Here is an 18435-nt window from a genome sequence, read left to right on the forward strand (position 1 = left end):
GACGAATAGTAATACGAAATGCATAAAAGTATTATTAAGATAAATGTAAATTTAATGTATAGAAAATTTGAAATTTCTAACTAACTTTTAACCTTTTTTAAAGTAAAATCAGGGCTCATTTTAGCTAACAAAAAGGTAAATTTCACAATGGATAAAAAGAAAAAAATAGCCCTAATCACCGGCATCTGCGTAGTCTCACTTTTGCTTATTTATACGCTTCTTGGCTTTTTTGGTCTGCCTTATGCTATCAAAAATATCGCGCCAAAATACCTAAAAGACTACAACGCAACGCTTTTTGTAAGTGATGCTAAATTTAACCCATTTACCTTCGAGCTAAACGCTACAAATGCCGAGCTAAACACCACTTCGCCGCTTTTTAGCACGAAGCAGATCGACCTTAAGCTAAAGCCATTTTCTATCTTTAAAAAGCTAGTTGAGATAGACATTTTTAGGCTAGATGAGCCAAAAGTAAAGATCGCAAGAGATAAAAAAGCAAATTTTAACTTTAGCAATTTTATAAGCGATGATAACGCAACTAGCGAAGATAACAGCACCAGCTCGGTAAATTTCGCGCTAAATAACGCCAAGATCATCAAAGGCTCATTTTCATATAGCGATCAAAATTTAACAAAGCCATTTAATGTAAGCTTTGATGATATAAACTACGAGCTAAGCTCGCTAAATACGAAGAAAAATAGCGCTGGCAGTCACATCTTTGACTCAAACTCAAGCCTAGCGCACAAGATCGATCTAAATGGCGATATCAAGCTAAATCCACTAAAAATAGAGGGCAACGTCAGCATAAAAGACTTTAGCATAAAGCCAGTCGCGATAAGTTTTATCGATAATGACACGTTAAATCTAAAAAATGCCATCATAAACTTAAAGATAAACTACGCTTTAAAAGCCGATGAGAACGCAACTGGGATAAATTTAAAAGATGGCTTTTTAAGTGTAAAAGGACTAAGTTTAGATGAAGGCGCAAATGAGCTTAGCCTTGGCGAACTTGAGCTTCCAAAATTTGATCTTGATAGTAAGATAGCTGATAAAACGGAGGCTGCGCTAAATTTAAGTGCTATAAATTTAAATGATATCTCTTTTAAAAATGCTATCGCTGCGAGCGTAAAATCACTAAATTTAAGTGATATTTCGCTTCTTGCAAATTTAAATGAAAAAAGCGAGCTAAACGCCACAGCCAAGCTAAAAAGCATAGGTGCAAACGCTCTTAAAATAGATGAAGCAGATAGAAATTTAGCAAATTTAAAAGATATAAATGCTTCAAATTTAAATCTAAATTTAGCAAATAACAAAACCGCTCTAACGCTTGAAAAAATAGCACTTAATGGCATCAATGCGCCACTTAGCAAAAGCGCAAGTGCAAATGTAGCAAGTGCTGGCGTGACAAATACAAGCTTCACAATGGATGGTAACAAAAGCCTTGCTAGCCTTGATGAGCTAAACGTAAAAAACATAGAGCTTAAAGCAAAAAATAAAGATATAGCAAGCGTCGCTGATGTGGGGGTAAAGAGCATAAGCTTTGATCTTTTAAAAATGGTTCTAAATATCGCTAGTGTCGATGTTAATAAGCCTAAATTTACTTCAGAACTAAGTGGCAATGGTCTAAGCGCTGTAAATGAGCTAGGATTTGGCGAGCAGAGCGCAAAAGCTACAAAAGCGGCAAAACACACTAAAAAAGTGGAGAAAAAGGCTGAAAATAAAAGTGCTTCAAAAAGCAAAGAAAATGAGTTTAAATTTGATATAAAAAATTTAAGCGTAAATAACGCAGATATCGCTTTGACGCACCTTTTTGAAGGCGAAAAGATCGCTCATAAATTTGATAATCTTTTTGTAAAAGTAGCAAATTTAAGTAGCGATTTTAGCAAGCCATTTGATGCAAAAGTGGCGATGAAAAGCTCACAAAAGCTAAATTTGGATGTTGATTCAAAGATAAAGATCGAGCCACTTGACGTGAGCGCAAAAATCAAGCTAAATGATACAAATTTACCAAAGTATTTTGCCTACGCAAAGCCCTTTTTAGAGGCCGATCTAGCTAGCGGACAGCTAGAAAGTAGCGCTGAGATAAGCTACGCAAAAGATATCAAAGCAGACGCAAAAGTTAGCATCAAAGATATAAGGCTAAATGGCAAAAAATCTGAAAAACTAATCGCCCTTAAAAGCCTTGATCTTGAAAAAATTTCATTTGCCAAAAATGACCTTGCCATAAGCGGAGTGAGCTTAAATTCGCCATTTATCAAGGCTCATCTAAGCAAAGAGCGTAAATTTAACCTATCTCAGATCGTAAAAGAGGATAAAAATAAAGCTAAAACTGAGGCAAAACCTGAGACCAAAAAAGTGGCTAGCAAAAAAGAGGACGAGCTAAAATTTAGTGTGAAAAATTTCTCTCTTAAAAATGGCGAGGTTGATTTCTCGGACGCATCGCTATTTATGCCATTTGCCACAACGATCTCAAAGCTAAATGGCAAGCTCACCGACATCGATAAAAAGCGCCCAAGCTCAGGCGAGTTTCAAGGTGTGGTTGGCAAAAATGGCTTTGCACAGATCACTGCAAAACTCTTTCCATTTGAGCTAAAGCAAAATACCGATATAAAGCTTGATTTTAAAAATATCGATCTAGTTAACGTGACACCTTATAGCGGGCAGTTTGTGGGCTATAAGATCAAAAAAGGCAAGCTAAATTTAAACCTAAACTATAGCGTCACCGACTCAAAACTAAATGGCTCAAATTTTATAAATTTTGACTCACTTACACTTGGAGAAAAGGTTGATTCAAAAGACGCTGTAAATTTACCGCTATCCCTTGCTATCTCGATACTTAGCGATCAAAATAATCAAATAAACATCGACCTGCCAGTTGAGGGAAATTTAGACGATCCTGACTTTAAATATGGCGGAGTCATCTGGGCAGCTGTGAAAAAACTCTTTGCTGACATCACGCTAGCTCCATTTAGATTTTTAGGCAACGCTTTAGGACTTGGCAGCAAAGATCTTAGCTCTATTGATTTTCTTGCTGGAAGTAGCGAGCTCATAAGCTCAGAAGTGCCTAAGATAGCTGATTTTATAAAGCTAACTGGCTCAAAACCTAAAATGAAGCTTAGCATAACGCCAACATACTCAAAACTAGATGAGAGCTTTTATAAGAACAAAAAACTAGATCAAAAGATCAATCAAATCATCGCTTCAAGTGGCAAAGACTACATCGCGGTTTTAAATGAGCTTGTGCCAAATTTAAAAGATAGAAACGAAAAAGCCTTAAGAGAAGAGGCGCTAAAAGGCATCGAGGTCGATAAAGCAAAGCTAATAGAGCTTGCAAATGAGCGCGCAAATGCGGTAAAAGAGGCGCTTATAAAGGCTGGGCTTGAGGCTGGCCGCATAAATATAAACGATGCAACAAGCTCAGAGCCTAAGCAAAACACCTACACAAGCGTGCTAATGGGAGTGGCGAACTAAATTTCATTTATTTCGCTGCTTCTTGCGTTATAGACAAACCAGCTAAGAAGCATAAGCATCATAAATGCCCCAAAAATAAGGCTTGCATAAAAATATAAATTAAAATCAGCTCCTAGCAAATTTGCGTTGTGAAGGGCGATCATAACGCCAGCTAAAGCGATTAAGTAGCCAATTAGCTTGATAATGAAAATTTTAGGATTTACAAGGATCAGCAAAAGGCCACAAAGTATGATGCCAAGGGCTATTTGCAAATTTGAAACGTCAGCTTGAGTGCTTGAAGTAAGTGTTAAAAGGCCAGCTAAAAGTGCCATTAGTATCATCAAAACTGCATAAACCGCCCTGCTTCGTCCAAAGCCATACATAAAGCAAACAAAGCCCTTATTTTGCCTGTTATAGTCCATTTTCGCTCCTTTTGGAAGTTTGCTTATTTTAATGCCAAATTCTTAAATAACGGCTTTAATCTGAAATTTCACTCATTTTGGCTAATATTTTGCATCTTAAAAAAGGAGCAAAAATGCCTTATGTTAATATCAAAATAGCAGGCCCAGAGCCTACAAAAGAGCAAAAAGATCAAGTTTTTAAAGAAGTAACCGAGACGCTTGTAAGAGTGCTTGGCAAGAAAAAAGAGGCGGTTATGATCTTTATCGAAACTCACGACGCTGGCAATATCGGCGCAGGTGGCGAGAGTGTAGAGGATAAAAGAAAGGGGATAAAATGAGCGAATTTAGCAAAGCAGACATTGAAAGAAAGATAACGCTTGAAGTTGGCGATAAAGCGCCAGAGTTTGAAGCGCTAAATCAAGACGGCGTAAAGGTCGCATTAAAGGACTTTATAGGCAAAAATGTGGTGCTTTACTTCTACCCAAAGGACAACACTCTAGGCTGCACGACTGAAGCTTGCGAATTTAGCGCAAACTACGATCAGTTTATCAAAAATGATACCGTTATCATCGGCGTTAGCCCAGATAGCGTAAAGTCGCATGTTGGCTTTATCGCAAAGCAAAATTTAAAGCACACTCTCTTAAGCGATGAGGATAAAGAAATTTCAAAGCTTTATGGTGTTTGGCAGGTCAAGAAAAACTACGGCAAAGAGTATCTTGGTATCGTTAGAAGCACCTTTGTGATCGGCAAAGACGGCAAGATAGCTAAAATTTACAAAAGCGTAAAAGCCAAAGACCACGCCGCAAAAGTGCTAGCTGATCTAGTAAAATAAGGAGCAAAGATGAAGCTTATAAAAATGCTAATTTTAAGTGCGTTTTTTGCGCTAAATTTATCAGCACTGACTGAAGGCGTGGAGTATCAAACTCTAGCAAAACCGCTTAACGTGCCTAAAAACTCAGTCGTCAAGGTCTTTAGCTACGACTGCCCTCACTGCTATAAATTTGACCGAACGATCACAAGAAAGCTGATGTCAAAGCTTGACGGGGTTAAATTTATCCCATATCACCTAAGCACCAAAGGCAAGCTTGGCGAGACTACAAGTAAAATTTTCGCCGCTCTTATATCGATAGACGAGGCAAATGGGACTGATCTGCTAAGCGATGAGTCTAAATTTAAGCAAGCTAAATTTGCGATCTATAAAGCAAGACACGATGAAAAAGATGACTTTAATGATGGCAAAGATAAGCAAAGATTTATAGATCTAGCGCTAAATGCGGCTCACGTTAGCAAAGACGAGTATGAAAAAGCGCTAAGCTCAGATCGTGCAAAAGAGCTTTTAAACGAGTGGTTTGCCTCTTATGATGTAGCTAGCATTAGCGGTGTGCCAGCCTTTGTAGTAAGCGGCAAGTATCTGATAAATTTAAACGCAGCATCATCGATCGATGAGATGGCAAAGACGATAAAAGAGCTTTTAAATAAGTAACTTTAGCCTAAAATTTACGGACATTTTGGGCTTAGAAATGTAAATTTAAAGCAATTTTAGATAAACTCGGATCAAATTTCTAAAAAAGAAAGGTTTAATTATGAACGCTTCAGAATTCATCTGGATGGATGGAAAACTAGTAAAATGGGACGATGCGAAAGTACACGTTCTAACTCACTCTTTGCACTATGCTAACGCCGTATTTGAGGGCACAAGAGCTTATAAAACAAAAAAAGGTCTAGCTATTTTTAGACTCAAAGACCACACAAAAAGACTTTTAAGATCAGCAAAAATGACCGTTTTAAACGTGCCTTACACTGAAGAAGAGCTTGAAAAAGCACAGATCGAGCTACTTCGCGCAAATAAATATAACAGCAACGTCTATATCCGCCCACTTATATTTTTAGGATACGGCGTAATGGGCGTAGCTCACACAAAAGCACCAGTGCAAACCGCTATCGCTTCATGGGAATGGGGTGCTTATCTTGGCGATGAAGGCCTAGAAAAAGGCATTAGAGTTAAAATTTCAAGCTTTGCTAAACTAGCCCCTGCTGCTCAAATGAACAGAGCAAAGGCTAGCTCAAACTACCTAAGCTCACAAATGGCAAACTACGAAGCAAAAGAGGCTGGATACGATGAGGCGCTACTTCTTGATAGCGAGGGCTTTGTAGCTGAAGGTCCAGGCGAGTGCTTTTTTATCGTTGAAAATGGCGCATTGATCACTCCGCCAAACGACAACAGTCTACTTAGCATCACTCAAGATACAGTCATAAGACTAGCTCACGACCTTGACATCGAAGTAAGAAGAGAGCGCATCACAAGAGATCAGGCATACACAGCTGACGAGGCATTTTTCACTGGCACTGCAGCTGAAGTAACGCCGATAAACAGCATAGACAACCGCATCATCGGCAACGGTGCTAGAGGCGAAGTGACAAAGAGACTACAAAAAGCTTACTTTGACGTAGTTTATGGTCTAAACAAAAAATACGAATCATTTTTAACATATATTTAAGATTTAAAGGAACGAAATGCCCGCTGATTTAAATGATTATTTCAACAAAAAAAAGCCAGGTAATGACAACAGGGGCTCAGGTCAAAATAACGACAAAGAGCCACCTTTTAAAAAGGATTTTAAAATGCCAAATATACCAAGCGGCTTTGGCAAATTTGGTGCGCTAGCCTACATAATAATCGCCATTATCGCGATCCTTGCTATCACTCAGCCATTTAAAGTGATACACTCAGGCGAGGTCGGTATCAAAGCCACAGCGGGTAAATATGAGCCAAATCCTTTGCAACCAGGATTTCACTTCTTTTTACCATTTATCCAAAATATCATCGTAGTTGATACTAGAGTTAGGATCATCAACTACACTTCAGGCGAAGATATGGGCGAGAGCTTGCAAAAGTCTTATCAGGGAGCTGGAATTTTACGCAAAAACTCAATCTCGGTTTTGGACGCTAGAAATTTACCAGTTAGTATCGATATCACCGTGCAGTACCGTCTAAATCCAGAAAATGCACCACAAACTATCGCATCTTGGGGTCTTAGCTGGGAGAGCAAGATCGTTGATCCTGTCGTGCGTGACGTGGTTCGCAGCATCGCTGGTAAATATACAGCCGAAGAGCTGCCAACTAAAAGAAATGACCTTGCAAGGCAGATCGATGAGGGCATAAGAAAAGACATCGACTCTCAGCCAAACAAGCCAGTCGAGCTTCTAACTGTGCAGCTTCGTGAGATCATCTTGCCTTCGAAGGTAAAAGAGCAGATCGAGCGCGTCCAGATCGCTAAACAAGAGGCTGAAAGGACAAAATATGAGGTCGAGCGGGCAAATCAAGAGGCTCTAAAACAAGCTGCCCTTGCAGAAGGTAGTGCAAAAGCTGCTATCATCGAGGCAAAAGGTAAGGCAGATGCTATCAAGATCGAAGCTGATGCGACTGCGTATGCAAACAAAGAGATCGCAAAAAGTGTCGATCAAAATTTATTAAATTTAAAGCAGATCGAGACGCAAAATAGATTTAACGACGCTCTTAAAGAGAACAAAGATGCCAAAATTTTCTTAACACCTGGTGGGGCTGTGCCAAATATCTGGCTAGATGCAAAAGATAGGGCAAAAGCTAGCTCAGTTAGCGAAAGGTAAAAATGAATAGCGTAGCAAAAAGTATAGACTGGCAAAAGGTTGGTGGATTGCTCCCGGTGGTGGTTTGCGATCACGCTACAAACGAGGTTTTGATGCTTGCTTATATGAACGAAGAAGCACTAAGCTTAACTCTATCTAGCCGCTACGCTCACTACTTTTCACGAACTAAAAATAGAATTTGGAAAAAAGGCGAAGAGAGTGGCAACACGCAAGAGATTAAGGCTGCGTTTTTAGACTGCGACAACGACACCTTGCTTTTAAAAGTCGTTCAAAACGGAGGCACTGCTTGTCACACTGGGGCAAGGTCTTGCTTTTTTAACGAGATAAATTTAGAAAATTTAGAAATTTCAGATGAAAAAAGCGAGGTCAAAAAGCCAAGCTACGGAGTCATTGACGAGCTTTATCACGTTATAGAAGATAGGAAGCTAAACGCAGATCCGCAAAGCTCATACGTAGCCAGCCTTTTTAAAAAGGGTGAAAATCAAATTCTAAAAAAAGTTGGCGAAGAGGCTACTGAGCTTGTCATGGCGGCAAAAGAGCTTAGTTTTGCCAAGCAGACAAAACAAGATGAGCAAAAGGCAAAAAATGGCCTCATCTATGAAGCAGCTGATCTTTGCTTTCACGCGCTTGTGGCACTTTCAGCCCACAACATACATCCAGATGCCGTCAAAAACGAGCTTGCAAGACGTTTTGGCATGAGTGGCATCGAAGAAAAAAGATCGCGAGATGTTAAATAGCATCAAGCACAACATACTTTTCATACTTCAAAACGCCAAACTTATCGACTTTCTAGCCTATGGTTGGGTGTTTTTAGCCTTTATATTTATCGTGCTTTTAGGAATTTTCGTCGCGATAAAATCATGGTGGCAGATAGGATTTTTATTTATCCTAGCTGGTTTTTTAGGACTTTTCGCAGGCAACTACTATGCAAACAAATATATAAATGAAAATCTAAGATCAGTTAGCATAAGCAAAATAAATACAAAACAGCTTCAATACGTTGATGCGCTAATGGTTGATTTTAACATCACAAATAATTCAAACTACACATTAAACATTTGCAAAATCGAGCTTGGCTTCTACCTTGGCTCAAAGCAAAGCACGAGAAATTTTCTAAATTCACTAAACCCTTTTGCTAAAAAAAGGATCATTTTAAATGAAGTGCTTTTGCCAAAGCAGAGCAAGCAGATAAGAGAATTTGTCAATGATTTTGCCTTCATTGACTACAATATCACCAAAAAAGCGGAGTGTTTTTGATGAGTTCAAACTACTTTACTATCGTTCATATCATCGTGCTTTTTGCGATCGCACTACTTTCTATTTTGTTTCTTGTGCTCTCGCTTAGAGCTGAGCGAAAGCTATTTTTATCACTACTTTTTACAAATATTTTGGTCTCAACCACGCTTGCCATTTTTTTGATGCTAGTTCTTGATAAATACACCAAAAAAGGCATAGTCGAAGGCGTAAAAAGCGAGCGAGTGTTAAGAAATGAAAGCATCGTCTTTAGAGGTCAAGTAAGAAATGTTGGCAAATTTACCATTAGCAAATGCACCCTTACAATTAAGCTCATAAATCAACCACTAAATAAAAATGACCTCGGTGGCGAGGCGCTATTTAAACCAAGCGGGATCTCATTTTTCTCATGGGTTTTTGGAGGCGATGAGGAGGAGAGACCAAACACTGTGGCATATAAATTTGACGTAGCTCAAAATTTACCAAAGCAAAAAGCAGTGCCATTTACCGTGACTATGCCCTATCCGCCATATTTTAAAAATGGTATGAATATCACAAAACTTAGTTGCTACTAATAAATTTAGATAAATTTTTAGTATTTATTACGTTTTGCAAATAGTCATAGACTGGCTAAATTTCTCTTAATTTAAAAATAGTTCAACTCACAAAAATTTGGCTTATATAAAATAAATTTAAATATGAAATTTTAAACCAAAGCCAAAAGGCAATGGTTTAAAATTTAGTTTTAATGTCTTGAAAGATAGTTTGTATCGTAGTTGTTGCTTAAAAAGTCTTTGTTTTCCATCATGGCAATGTGAAAGTCTTTTGTTGTTTTTATGCCGCTTATTATGAGCTGATCAAGAGCAACTTTCATCTTGTGAATGGCTCTGTTTCTATCAGTATCCCAAACAACGAGCTTGCCGATCATACTGTCATAATACGGCGGTATAGAGTAGTCTTGGTAGATGTGACTATCCATTCTCACGTTGCGGCCACCTGGGCAGACATATTTTGTGATCTTGCCAGGGCACGGAGTGAAGGTGTTTGGATCCTCAGCTGTGATCCTGCACTCGATCGCATGGCCTTTTAGCTCGATGCTCTTTTGTGACGGTAGCTTTTCGCCCTCAGCCACTTTTATCATAAGCTCGATGATATCAAGTCCGCTTACCATTTCACTCACAGTATGCTCGACTTGGAGCCTTGTGTTCATCTCGATGAAGTAAAAGTCTAAATTTTTATCAACCAAAAACTCAAACGTACCTGCTCCCTCGTAGCCGATCGCTTTTGCCGCTTTTATGGCAGTTTCATGTAGCCTCTCTCTTGTTTTTTCATCAAGCAAGATGGCTGGGCTCTCTTCGATTAGCTTTTGGTGACGGCGTTGCATAGAGCAGTCACGCTCGCCTATGTGAAGTACGTTGCCGTGGCTATCGCCGATGATTTGAACCTCGATATGGCGTGGGTTTAGGATATATTTTTCCATATACATCGTGCCATCGCCAAATGCACTCATCGCCTCGCTCTCAGCAGACCAAAACGCTTTTTCTAAATCAGCCTCTTTTTCAACCACGCGCATACCGCGTCCGCCGCCGCCTGCCGCAGCTTTTAAGATGACAGGGTAGCCTATCTTTTTAGCTAGCTCTTTTGCAGCTTTTGTATCAGCCACAGCGCCGTCTGAGCCAGGGATGACTGGCACGCCAGCTCTTTGCATGACCTGTTTTGCCTTGCTCTTATCGCTCATTAAAGCCATCGCAGCAACGCTTGGTCCAATGAATTTAATCTTGTGGTGTGAGCAAATTTCAACAAAATTTTGATTTTCACTTAAAAAGCCATAACCTGGGAAGATAGCATCTGCTTCGCTGATCTCAGCTGCGCTTATGATAGCTGGGATGTTTAGGTAGCTGTCGCTTGAGCGCTCTTTACCGATGCAAATGGCCACATCAGCGTATTTTACATAAAGCGCGTCTTTGTCAGCAGTTGAATAAACTACAACGGCTTCTTTGCCCATCTCCTTTATCGTTCGCAAAGCACGAAGAGTGATCTCACCGCGGTTTGCGATTAAAATTCTTTTTAATTCCATTAATTTTTCTCCACGCCAAATAACGGCAATCCAAACTCAACTGGCTGTCCGTCAGAGACTAGCATCTCAGTGATCTGGCAGTCAAACTCAGCCTCGATCTCGTTCATGATCTTCATAGCTTCGATGATGCCCACTACATCGCCTTTTCTCACTCTTTGACCCACTTTTACAAATGGAGCAGCGCCTGGGCTTGGAGCAGCGTAGAAAGTACCTACCATAGGAGATTTTATGCTATCTTTTGGCGAATTTGCAGCTGGTTTTACCTCTGAGCTAACAACAACATTTACAGGTGTTGGCGCTGGAGCTGCTGCTTGTGCCGCTGGCTTTGCAGGCGCGCAATAATCAGCAAATTTCTCTACCTCGACCTCAAAATCACCACTTTTTATCTTGATATGATTCATCTCCATACCATTAAAAAATTCGATAAGCTCTTTTATATCTTCTTTTTTCATAGAAAATTCTCCTAAATTTTTATATAAGCCCTTAATTGTAGCGAAATTTAAATAAATTTAATTTTTAGCTGGCATAAATTTTGTGCTAAAGCCTACTTTTTTCTAGCAAATTTATAATGAAAAATAAGACAAAACTAAGCACAACCAAAACAAGGCTTAAAGTGAGTGCCTGATCGCTTCTGCTGTCATAGACTGCGTTGTAGATAGCAAGCGAGATGGTGTCTGTTTTGCCTATGATATTGCCACCTAAAATGAGCGTTATGCCAACTTCGCCAAACCCTCGCGAGAGCGCTAGGATAAAGGCTGCTACGCTTTTTTTGAGGCATAAAGATTGCTTGCATAAATTTACTAGCCCTCTTGCCTGCGCCAAATTTTGCCAAAATGGTATAATCTCGCAAAAACAAAAGGACAGACATGAACGAACTTGAACTAAAAATGCAAGGCAAGATAGATAGGCTAACAGATAAGACTTTTAGGCTAGATCCTAGGATCGGCGAGGGCTATTTCACGGCGAAATACTTTCTAAAAGTAAATGAGATAATTAAGCAAAACCTGCCTGATCAGCACGTGACGATGCAGTTTTTCCAAAGGCGTGATGATACCCTGCTTTGCGGTATCGACGAGGTTTTAGCGATAATCAATAAATTTGCCAAAAACCCAAGCGAGCTTGAAATTTACGCACTTGATGATGGCGATATCATAAACGCAAATGAGCCAGTTTTAAAGATAAGCGGCAAGTATGAAAATTTCGGCTTTTTAGAAAACGTCATCGACGCGACGCTTACTAGAAGAAGCTGCGTGGCGACAAACTCCAGAGACGTGATAAAAGCAGCAAATGGCAAGGACGTCTTTAGCATGGCAGACAGGCAAGATGACATCTGCACGCAGCCAGGCGACGGATATGCCTCATTTATCGGCGGCATCAAAAAGGTCGCCACAGACGCTCAGGGCGAGCTTACAGGGCTAAAAGGTGGTGGCACCATGCCTCACGCGCTCATACAAATGTGTGGCGGAGATGTGGTGAAGGCTTGTCAAATTTATGCTAAAACCTTTGAAAACGAGCAGATCACAGCTTTGGTTGATTACAACAACGATGTGATAACAGACGCTTTAAAGGCTGCAAATGCCCTAAAAGAGAGACTTGGCGCGGTTAGAGTGGATACTAGTAAAAATTTGATAGATAAGTATTTTGAAGGCAAAGATACGAGTAAATTTGACCCGCATGGCGTTTGCAAGGAGCTTATATTTGCCCTAAGAGAGGCGCTTGATAAAGCTGGTTTTAAGCACGTTAAAATCGTCGTTAGCTCAGGCTTTAACCCGCAAAAAATGAGCGAATTTGAGAAATTTAACACCCCAGTTGATATTTACGGTGTGGGAAGCTATCTTGTTAAAAATGACATTTGTGGCTTTACAGGCGATCTAGTCGAGCTAAATGGCAAAAGTGAGGCTAAATTTGGCAGAAAAAATTTCGCTTCAGATAGGCTAAAAAGAGTTAAATTTTAGGAGAGAAGATGAAATTTATAAAAATTTTAACGATTCTGTCGCTTTTACTGACTGCTTGCGCCGCTGCAAACTACGCTAACGCCTTTGAAAAAGTTGGCATACTTGAAGACGGAGTTTATCGCTTTAGCCAAAACGGCATTGGAGTCAAAAAAGACCTGCTTGTAAAGGTGATCTCCGTGCAAAATGCGGACAACTCACGCAAAAAGATCATCTCCATGCTAAATATCCCTAAAAATTCTAAAATAAACGACTTTAAGATAAGCGATGCAGGCGTGATTGTCTGGCCATTTTACGAGTTTGAGGGCAAATTTATAACGACAATAATCGTTGAAAATATAAAAAAAGAAGATAGTGATCAAAAACTGATTAAGATGCTTGAGCTTAAGCATCCGTTTTACTCAACGCTCCAAGCGCGAAGAAAAGGTGCTAAAGACGCCATAGACGTGAAATACGTGCTAAATTTCAAAGAAGCAAAGCTGGTAAAATCGTTTCAAAACCACCCTTAAAACTTTATTTTAAATAAATTTCATTAAAATGGCGTAATCAAAAAAAGGATCATCTTTGCAAAATTTCAAGAATATAAACGTCGCTCACTCACCTGATGCTGACGATATTTTCATGTATGCCGCGGTCAAATTTGGCTGGGTTAGCAGTAAAAATTTAGCCTTTACTTCAAAGGCACTTGATATAGAAACGCTAAACGAAGAGGCGCTAAAAGGCACTTATGAAGCAACGGCGATCAGCTTTGCACTATATCCTAAAATTTGTGATGAATTTGCACTTTTACGCTGTGCGGTGAGTTTTGGTAACGGATATGGCCCAAAGCTTATCAAGCTAAAAGATAAGCAGCTAAAGCGAAATTTCAAGGTCGCACTCTCTGGCAAAAACACGACAAATGCCCTACTCTTTCGCATAGCCTACCCAGAGGCAAGGATCGTTTATAAAAATTTCTTAGAGATCGAAAATGCCGTGCTTAGCGGTGAAGTCGATGCTGGCGTGCTTATACATGAAAGTATCTTAAACTTCTCGGACCAGCTCTGCGTAGAGCGTGAAATTTGGGACATCTGGAGCGAGCTAAACGGCGAAAATTTACCGCTTCCACTTGGTGGCATGGCGCTTAGACGAAGCCTGCCTATAACCGACGCGATCGAGTGCGAGAGAGTGCTTAGCGAGGCCGTTAGGATCGCCACTTCTCACAAGCCATTTTTATCTCACATGCTAATGGAGCGAAATCTCATCAGAGTTGGCAAAGAGGAGCTTAAAACGTATCTAAATTTATACGCAAATGACGAGTCAATAAGCATGAACGAAACGCAGCTAAAAGCGCTAAACAAGCTCTATCAAATAGGCTATGACAAAGGCTTTTTTGAAAAAGCTATCGACGTAAATGACTACCTAATCCCAACTGAATACAACGAAGTAAGGTTTAGCTGATGCAAAGTACGCTTGTCTCACTTGGAGTTGAAACCTTTAAGATCGCCCTTTATATCAGCCTTCCGATGCTGCTAAGTGGCCTAATAGCCGGTCTTATCATCTCCATCTTTCAAGCGACCACGCAGATAAACGAAACCACGCTAAGCTTCGTGCCAAAGATCTTGTTAGTCGTCGTTGTCATCATATTTTTAATGCCTTGAATGATCTCGATGATGGTTGAATTTACCACTCGCATGCTTGATTTTATACCGGAATTTATCCAGTGACGAGGCTTGTTGATTTTTCTAAATTTACCTCGGTTAGGATAGGCGGCGTGCATGAAATTTTCGAGGTTGATAGCCTTGAAGATCTAAGCTCGCCTCACTTTTTAGGCGCTGTGATGATAGGCGGTGGCAACAACCTTCTTATCTCGCCAAATCCCCCAAAAATGGCGATGCTTGGCAAGAGCTTTGACTATATAAATTTAGAAATTTGTGATGAGAAAATTTACCTTGAGATAGGTGCTGCGACAAAATCCGCTAAAATTTATAACTTCTGCAAGCAAAACAACATAGCTCGCCTTGAGTTTTTAAAAAACATCCCTGGCACACTTGGCGGACTTATAAAAATGAACGCTGGGCTGCTTAAATTTAGCATAAGTGACAACCTCACGCATGTGCGTCTGGCTCGTCGTGGCTTGGTGAGCAAAGATGAGATAAGCTTTAGCTACCGCCACAGCGGCATAGATGAGGCTATTTTGGGGGCTAAATTTGAGCTTCACAGCGGCTTTGACGCAAGCGTTTCTGAAGCTATAAGCGCAAAAAGGGCAAATCAGCCAAAAGGAGCTAGCTTTGGTAGCTGCTTTGTAAATCCAGAAGGGCACTTTGCAGGGGGATTACTAGAGGCAGTTGGACTAAAGGGATACGTGATCGGCGGAGCGAAATTTAGCGAAGAGCACGCAAATTTTTTGATAAATTTTAACCACGCAAGCTTTGAGGACGCCACTAGCCTTATAAATTTGGCTAGAGCTAGAGTTTTAGATAAATTTGGCGTAGAGCTTAAGACTGAAGTTTGCATTTTATAAGGATAGTGATGAGTGAGTTTTTAGCAGAAGTTTTAACACTTTCTATTTTGTTTATGATCATTGGTTTTTATGCCGTTTATAGGGCTAAAAAGGCACAAAGCGAGCATGAGAAAAATGTGGCTGATTATGATAAAAACTTGCTAAATTTCGCCAAAATTTTAGGTGTAAAAGATCACATCGACTTAGTTAAATTTGATGAAATTTTAGCCCAGGCCTTAAAAGAAAAATTAATTTTTAAATTTAATAAATCTACCTCGCAAGATGAATTTCTCTCTTTTATAAAAGATGAAAATTTCAAAACCAAACCCCAAATTTCACAAAACAGTATCGATGAAACTTTTTTAAACCTTTGCGCGAGCTCGCTTATAGAGCCATTTAAGCTTGCGATACTAAAAAACGAAGATCAAATTTATGGATTTTTGTTTGAAAAAGAGCAGCTTTTTGCTCTTATTGATAGCGCTGCGCTGCTTGGCGAAAATATTATAATTTGCGAGTAAATCAAGTAAAATTCATCTCTTTTTAGATAAAATCAAGCCAAATTTCAACTATAAGGTAAAAAATGGCAAAAGAAAAAGATAGTGACAAAAAGATAGCTATCCCAGAGAGCGAAGCGGACAAGAAAAAGGCGCTTGAGCTTGCGCTAAAGCAGATAGATAAAGCTTTTGGCAAGGGCACGCTTTTAAGACTTGGCGACAAAGAGGTTGAGGCTATCGAGTCTATACCTACTGGCTCGCTAGGGCTTGATCTGGCTCTTGGCATAGGCGGCGTCCCAAAAGGCAGGATCATCGAGATCTACGGACCAGAGAGCTCTGGTAAGACTACTCTAACACTTCACATCATCGCTGAAGCGCAAAAAGCTGGCGGAATTTGTGCGTTTGTCGATGCTGAGCACGCACTAGACGTAAAATACGCTTCAAATTTAGGCGTAAATACCGACAATCTTTATGTCTCTCAGCCAGACTTTGGCGAACAGGCACTTGAGATCGTTGAAACACTTGCAAGAAGCGGTGCGATCGATCTTATCGTAGTTGATAGCGTCGCAGCTCTTACTCCAAAGAGCGAGATAGACGGCGATATGGGCGATCAGCACGTTGGCTTGCAAGCAAGGCTTATGAGTCAGGCGCTTAGAAAGCTAACTGGAATTTTAAGCAAGATGAAGACAACTGTTATCTTCATCAACCAAATTCGTATGAAGATCGGTATGATGGGATATGGCACGCCAGAGACCACAACTGGCGGTAATGCGCTTAAATTTTACTCATCTGTAAGAATAGACGTTAGAAAGATAGCCACACTTAAACAAAACGACGAGCCTATCGGCAACCGCACAAAAGCGAAAGTCGTTAAAAACAAGGTCGCGCCTCCATTTAAAGTGGCTGAATTTGACATCATGTTTGGCGAGGGTGTGAGCAAAGAGGGCGAGATCATCGACTATGGCGTAAAGCTCGACATCATCGACAAATCAGGTGCGTGGTTTAGCTACAAGGCTGAAAAACTAGGTCAAGGCAGAGAAAACGCCAAGGCCTATCTAAAAGAGCACCCAGAAATTTCTGATGAGATAGTAGCGGCGATCAAAGGCTCAATGGGTATAGATCACCTAATAAGTAGCGGCGCAAAAGACGAAGACGACGACACAAACGAAGCAGGAGATGAATAATGGTATTTATTGAAGATGTAGAAGCTCACGAGGTTTTAGACAGTAGAGGCAACCCAACAGTCCGCGCGACAGTTAGACTAAGCGACGGCACTGAGGCAAGTGCGATCGTACCAAGTGGCGCAAGCACCGGCAAGCGTGAGGCGCTCGAACTTCGTGACAAAGACGAGAGATACGCTGGCAAGGGCGTTTTAAAAGCCGTTTCAAATGTAAATGAAAAGATCGCTGAAGCGGTGATAGGCCTTGATGCTTACAACCAAAAAGCAGTTGATGCGGAGATGCTTGAGCTTGATGGCACGCACAACTACTCAAATTTAGGTGCAAACGCAGTCCTTGGCGTATCTATGGCAGTAGCTCGCGCAGCTGCAAAGAGCCTAAATATCCCGCTTTATCGCTACCTTGGCGGTGCAAACGCTAGCATCTTACCAGTGCCGATGTTTAACATCATAAATGGCGGCGCACACGCAAATAACAGCGTTGATTTTCAAGAATTTATGATCATGCCATTTGGTTTTAGCACATTTAGCGAGGCACTAAGAGCTGCAACTGAAATTTATCACAAGCTAAAATCTATCCTAAACGCAGCTGGACACAGCACGGCTGTCGGCGACGAGGGCGGTTTTGCTCCAAATTTAAAAGACAACGAAGAGCCGCTAAAACTGATCTCGCAAGCTGTAAAAGAGGCTGGATATGAGCTAGGCAGCCAGATCAAACTAGCCCTTGACGTCGCTTCAAGCGAGCTTTACAAAGACGGCAAATACGAGCTTGAAGGCAAGAAATTTAGCAGCGACGAGCTCATTAGCTACTATGAAAAACTTTGCGAAAAATATCCGATATTCTCTATCGAAGATGGCCTTAGCGAGGATGACTGGAGCGGCTGGGCTGAGCTTACAAAAAGGCTTGGCAGCAAGGTGCAGCTAGTTGGTGACGATCTTTTCGTTACAAATGAGAAAATTTTACGCGAAGGCATCGAGAAAAAGATAGCAAATGCAATCTTAATCAAGCCAAATCAAATAGGCTCAGTCACGCAAACTATGCAAACTGTCCGCCTTGCTCAAAGAAACGGCTACCGTTGCGTCATGAGCCACAGAAGCGGCGAGAGCGAAGATGCGTTTATCGCTGACTTTGCGGTCGCACTAAACACTGGCGAGATAAAGACAGGTGCCACTTCAAGAAGCGAGCGCAACGCGAAATACAACCGCTTGCTTGAGATCGAGCTTGAGGCGGGTGAGTTTTTAGGGGATAATATTTGAGCGAAATTTTAGATGAATATGGCAAAGAAGATGGCATATTTCATAAAATCATAAAATTTGTTCGGCCGACATTACGCTACGTCATAGCCACCATTTGCGTGGCTATGTTTGCCTTTTACGTGGGCAATATGATGTTTGGCAAACGCTCACTTGATGTGATGCTAAGCCTTCAGAGCAAAAAAGAGAGGCTTAGCGAAGACGTGGAAATTTTAAAAAAACTAAACGCACGTCTGCAGAAAGATTATTTTGAATTGCAAGGCCTTGAGCCAGACTCCAACAAAAAGTAGGAAC

The 18435-nt window shown here is 40.6% G+C and carries 21 protein-coding genes and 1 pseudogene; 18 read left to right on the top strand and 4 right to left on the bottom strand.

The window, feature by feature from the left end:
• Positions 1-147: 147 nt before the first annotated feature.
• Positions 148-3468 carry a DUF748 domain-containing protein gene (locus CVS86_RS04375; protein WP_107791091.1) on the top strand — a complete coding sequence of 1107 codons (3321 nt, stop codon included), beginning with the start codon at positions 148-150 and terminating at the stop codon, positions 3466-3468.
• On the opposite strand, the gene CVS86_RS04380 is transcribed toward CVS86_RS04375, so the two are convergent.
• Entirely contained in the window at positions 3465-3869 is a 405-nt protein-coding gene (locus CVS86_RS04380) for a hypothetical protein (protein ID WP_107791092.1), read from the bottom strand. The genes CVS86_RS04375 and CVS86_RS04380 overlap by 4 nt on opposite strands.
• Positions 3870-3982: 113 nt before the next feature.
• On the opposite strand from CVS86_RS04380, the gene CVS86_RS04385 reads away from it, so the two are divergent.
• The 8 genes from CVS86_RS04385 to CVS86_RS04420 all read left to right on the top strand — a co-directional run bounded on the left by CVS86_RS04385 (position 3983) and on the right by CVS86_RS04420 (position 9283).
• Positions 3983-4186, top strand: a complete 204-nt coding sequence (locus tag CVS86_RS04385) for a tautomerase family protein (protein WP_103633434.1) — start codon at positions 3983-3985, stop codon at positions 4184-4186.
• Positions 4183-4680, top strand: a complete 498-nt coding sequence (gene bcp / locus CVS86_RS04390) for a thioredoxin-dependent thiol peroxidase (RefSeq protein WP_107791093.1) — start codon at positions 4183-4185, stop codon at positions 4678-4680. Before CVS86_RS04385 ends, bcp begins: the two co-directional genes overlap by 4 nt.
• Positions 4681-4689: 9 nt before the next feature.
• Complete coding sequence (locus tag CVS86_RS04395) at positions 4690-5331, top strand: thiol:disulfide interchange protein DsbA/DsbL (RefSeq protein WP_103630214.1); 642 nt, start codon at positions 4690-4692, stop codon at positions 5329-5331.
• 100 nt (positions 5332-5431) lie between these two features.
• The gene (locus tag CVS86_RS04400; protein ID WP_002939975.1) at positions 5432-6346 is read left to right on the top strand and encodes a branched-chain amino acid transaminase; all 915 of its coding nucleotides are present in this window, start codon (positions 5432-5434) and stop codon (positions 6344-6346) included.
• A gap of 16 nt (positions 6347-6362) precedes the next feature.
• Positions 6363-7475: a prohibitin family protein gene (locus CVS86_RS04405; protein ID WP_004317857.1), complete on the top strand. Its 1113-nt coding sequence runs from the start codon at positions 6363-6365 to the stop codon at positions 7473-7475.
• Between the two features lie 2 nt (positions 7476-7477).
• Complete coding sequence (gene hisIE, locus CVS86_RS04410) at positions 7478-8212, top strand: bifunctional phosphoribosyl-AMP cyclohydrolase/phosphoribosyl-ATP diphosphatase HisIE (protein WP_107791094.1); 735 nt, start codon at positions 7478-7480, stop codon at positions 8210-8212.
• The gene (locus tag CVS86_RS04415) at positions 8202-8732 is read left to right on the top strand and encodes a DUF2393 family protein (protein ID WP_107791138.1); all 531 of its coding nucleotides are present in this window, start codon (positions 8202-8204) and stop codon (positions 8730-8732) included. The genes hisIE and CVS86_RS04415 overlap by 11 nt, the downstream gene beginning before the upstream one ends.
• Positions 8732-9283: a DUF2393 family protein gene (locus CVS86_RS04420; RefSeq protein WP_103636268.1), complete on the top strand. Its 552-nt coding sequence runs from the start codon at positions 8732-8734 to the stop codon at positions 9281-9283. Before CVS86_RS04415 ends, CVS86_RS04420 begins: the two co-directional genes overlap by 1 nt.
• Positions 9284-9453: 170 nt before the next feature.
• Here CVS86_RS04420 and CVS86_RS04425 read toward each other — a convergent pair whose 3' ends face one another.
• The 3 genes from CVS86_RS04425 to CVS86_RS04435 all read right to left on the bottom strand — a co-directional run bounded on the left by CVS86_RS04425 (position 9454) and on the right by CVS86_RS04435 (position 11607).
• Positions 9454-10785 (bottom strand): acetyl-CoA carboxylase biotin carboxylase subunit, encoded by a 1332-nt coding sequence (locus tag CVS86_RS04425; protein ID WP_107791095.1) that lies wholly within the window; start codon positions 10783-10785, stop codon positions 9454-9456.
• Positions 10785-11237, bottom strand: coding sequence for an acetyl-CoA carboxylase biotin carboxyl carrier protein (gene accB / locus CVS86_RS04430; protein ID WP_002940019.1), 453 nt, complete (start codon positions 11235-11237; stop codon positions 10785-10787). The genes CVS86_RS04425 and accB overlap by 1 nt, the downstream gene beginning before the upstream one ends.
• Before the next feature lie 85 nt (positions 11238-11322).
• On the bottom strand, positions 11323-11607 hold the full coding sequence (locus CVS86_RS04435; protein ID WP_107791096.1) for a molybdenum ABC transporter permease: 285 nt from the start codon (positions 11605-11607) through the stop codon (positions 11323-11325).
• Between the two features lie 44 nt (positions 11608-11651).
• Between CVS86_RS04435 and CVS86_RS04440 the strand changes: the two genes are divergently transcribed.
• The 9 genes and pseudogenes from CVS86_RS04440 to CVS86_RS10155 all read left to right on the top strand — a co-directional run bounded on the left by CVS86_RS04440 (position 11652) and on the right by CVS86_RS10155 (position 18431).
• Positions 11652-12740 (top strand): nicotinate phosphoribosyltransferase, encoded by a 1089-nt coding sequence (locus tag CVS86_RS04440; RefSeq protein WP_107791097.1) that lies wholly within the window; start codon positions 11652-11654, stop codon positions 12738-12740.
• An 8-nt stretch (positions 12741-12748) separates the two neighbouring features.
• Positions 12749-13246, top strand: a complete 498-nt coding sequence (locus CVS86_RS04445) for a chemotaxis protein (RefSeq protein ID WP_107791098.1) — start codon at positions 12749-12751, stop codon at positions 13244-13246.
• Positions 13247-13358: 112 nt separating this feature from the next.
• Positions 13359-14174, top strand: a complete 816-nt coding sequence (locus CVS86_RS04450; protein ID WP_234399055.1) for an MqnA/MqnD/SBP family protein — start codon at positions 13359-13361, stop codon at positions 14172-14174.
• Positions 14171-14440 (top strand): annotated as a pseudogene (fliQ, locus tag CVS86_RS04455) (flagellar biosynthesis protein FliQ). Before CVS86_RS04450 ends, fliQ begins: the two are co-directional and overlap by 4 nt.
• Positions 14437-15237, top strand: a complete 801-nt coding sequence (locus CVS86_RS04460; RefSeq protein WP_107791100.1) for a UDP-N-acetylmuramate dehydrogenase — start codon at positions 14437-14439, stop codon at positions 15235-15237. Before fliQ ends, CVS86_RS04460 begins: the two are co-directional and overlap by 4 nt.
• Before the next feature lie 8 nt (positions 15238-15245).
• A complete protein-coding gene (locus tag CVS86_RS04465; protein WP_107791101.1) occupies positions 15246-15734 on the top strand; it encodes an addiction module antitoxin in 489 nt (162 codons plus the stop codon).
• Positions 15735-15796: 62 nt separating this feature from the next.
• A complete protein-coding gene (gene recA / locus CVS86_RS04470; RefSeq protein WP_002940852.1) occupies positions 15797-16894 on the top strand; it encodes a recombinase RecA in 1098 nt (365 codons plus the stop codon).
• Positions 16894-18144 carry a phosphopyruvate hydratase gene (gene eno / locus CVS86_RS04475; protein ID WP_103633987.1) on the top strand — a complete coding sequence of 417 codons (1251 nt, stop codon included), beginning with the start codon at positions 16894-16896 and terminating at the stop codon, positions 18142-18144. Before recA ends, eno begins: the two co-directional genes overlap by 1 nt.
• Positions 18145-18248: 104 nt before the next feature.
• Positions 18249-18431 carry a hypothetical protein gene (locus CVS86_RS10155; RefSeq protein ID WP_180385140.1) on the top strand — a complete coding sequence of 61 codons (183 nt, stop codon included), beginning with the start codon at positions 18249-18251 and terminating at the stop codon, positions 18429-18431.
• Positions 18432-18435: the final 4 nt, after the last annotated feature.

The sequence above is a fragment of the Campylobacter concisus genome (genome assembly GCF_003048605.1).
GTDB classification, from domain to species: domain Bacteria; phylum Campylobacterota; class Campylobacteria; order Campylobacterales; family Campylobacteraceae; genus Campylobacter_A; species Campylobacter_A concisus_BM.

Bases quoted from the DNA above. Each gene is read 5' to 3' on its own strand.
- CVS86_RS04420 (WP_103636268.1), top strand. From the start codon at position 8,732: ATGAGTTCAAACTACTTTACTATCGTTCATATCATCGTGCTTTTTGCG.
- CVS86_RS04440 (WP_107791097.1), top strand. From the start codon at position 11,652: ATGAACGAACTTGAACTAAAAATGCAAGGCAAGATAGATAGGCTAACA.
- CVS86_RS04375 (WP_107791091.1), top strand. From the start codon at position 148: ATGGATAAAAAGAAAAAAATAGCCCTAATCACCGGCATCTGCGTAGTC.
- recA (WP_002940852.1), top strand. From the start codon at position 15,797: ATGGCAAAAGAAAAAGATAGTGACAAAAAGATAGCTATCCCAGAGAGC.
- CVS86_RS04415 (WP_107791138.1), top strand. From the start codon at position 8,202: ATGTTAAATAGCATCAAGCACAACATACTTTTCATACTTCAAAACGCC.
- accB (WP_002940019.1), bottom strand. From the start codon at position 11,237: ATGAAAAAAGAAGATATAAAAGAGCTTATCGAATTTTTTAATGGTATG.
- CVS86_RS04465 (WP_107791101.1), top strand. From the start codon at position 15,246: ATGAGTGAGTTTTTAGCAGAAGTTTTAACACTTTCTATTTTGTTTATG.
- CVS86_RS04385 (WP_103633434.1), top strand. From the start codon at position 3,983: ATGCCTTATGTTAATATCAAAATAGCAGGCCCAGAGCCTACAAAAGAG.
- eno (WP_103633987.1), top strand. From the start codon at position 16,894: ATGGTATTTATTGAAGATGTAGAAGCTCACGAGGTTTTAGACAGTAGA.
- CVS86_RS04405 (WP_004317857.1), top strand. From the start codon at position 6,363: ATGCCCGCTGATTTAAATGATTATTTCAACAAAAAAAAGCCAGGTAAT.
- CVS86_RS04425 (WP_107791095.1), bottom strand. From the start codon at position 10,785: ATGGAATTAAAAAGAATTTTAATCGCAAACCGCGGTGAGATCACTCTT.
- bcp (WP_107791093.1), top strand. From the start codon at position 4,183: ATGAGCGAATTTAGCAAAGCAGACATTGAAAGAAAGATAACGCTTGAA.
- CVS86_RS04380 (WP_107791092.1), bottom strand. From the start codon at position 3,869: ATGGACTATAACAGGCAAAATAAGGGCTTTGTTTGCTTTATGTATGGC.
- CVS86_RS04400 (WP_002939975.1), top strand. From the start codon at position 5,432: ATGAACGCTTCAGAATTCATCTGGATGGATGGAAAACTAGTAAAATGG.
- CVS86_RS04450 (WP_234399055.1), top strand. From the start codon at position 13,359: ATGTATGCCGCGGTCAAATTTGGCTGGGTTAGCAGTAAAAATTTAGCC.
- CVS86_RS10155 (WP_180385140.1), top strand. From the start codon at position 18,249: ATGTTTGCCTTTTACGTGGGCAATATGATGTTTGGCAAACGCTCACTT.
- CVS86_RS04445 (WP_107791098.1), top strand. From the start codon at position 12,749: ATGAAATTTATAAAAATTTTAACGATTCTGTCGCTTTTACTGACTGCT.
- hisIE (WP_107791094.1), top strand. From the start codon at position 7,478: ATGAATAGCGTAGCAAAAAGTATAGACTGGCAAAAGGTTGGTGGATTG.
- CVS86_RS04395 (WP_103630214.1), top strand. From the start codon at position 4,690: ATGAAGCTTATAAAAATGCTAATTTTAAGTGCGTTTTTTGCGCTAAAT.